A 771-nucleotide genomic window follows, 5' to 3' on the forward strand; every position below is an offset into this window, starting at 1 on the left:
AGACTCTAGTTCCTTTCCAGTTCATGAATCACAGTGAAGCCAACATGAATATGGGCGTCGGTACTTCCGCCCCAAACAACGTCTTCTTCCGTTTCTCCGCCCACCGGTCAACCCGGTTTTTGAGCTGGCGCTCCACGGACCACCACCATTGGCTGAAAACGTCATTGCCTTTGGGAGTGTCCTGATGAAGAACATCGAAACGCGCATCCACCACCTTCAAAAACAACACGGATGCCGCCCAAAACTCCTCTTCACTGTGAGCCGTTTGCATGGCTTGAAGCCAATGTTTCGCCCACCGGTGACGATCCATGGCGTAACGACATGTCTTGGCAGCGTCACCCAACAACCCCATGCTGTTTTCGTGAGTACGGAGCACATCGGACGCCAACTGCTCGTTGTCAGAAAAGCCCGCTATCGTGATGGCTCGTGCAACGTCCACCGGCAGAGAAGTTTGCAAACGATCCCGTATGTAGGCATCAAGGATTTCACTCTTTTCTGCATACAGCGCTGCCGCCGCTTCCTGCGCAAGCTCATGGTCGTTCTGGCAACGATCCAGTCTCGCAAAACGGCGTTCATTCACCGAGACTTCGTCGGCAGCCCACCACAGCGCCACAGCTTCCAGCGGCAAATCAGCTGCGGTGTAACGAATCTGCACATACGAGACCTTGTCCACCAGCGCGTCGTACAACTCCAATGCTTCGCCCAAGCGACCGGGTTGCCGGGTCAATGCCGATGCCAACAGCAACCCGAAATTGCGCAAAGCAGACGTTG

1 protein-coding gene is annotated in these 771 nt (G+C 55.0%); it reads right to left on the bottom strand.

Annotated features, from left to right (window positions below; all coding sequences use genetic code 11):
* Nucleotides 1-28: 28 nt before the first annotated feature.
* A partial coding sequence (locus tag AAHB17_RS24520; RefSeq protein ID WP_342133677.1) for a hypothetical protein occupies nt 29-771 on the bottom strand: 743 nt, incomplete at its 5' end.

The organism is Hydrogenophaga sp. OTU3427, assembly GCF_038440225.1.
Taxonomy (GTDB): Bacteria; Pseudomonadota; Gammaproteobacteria; order Burkholderiales; family Burkholderiaceae_C; genus Hydrogenophaga.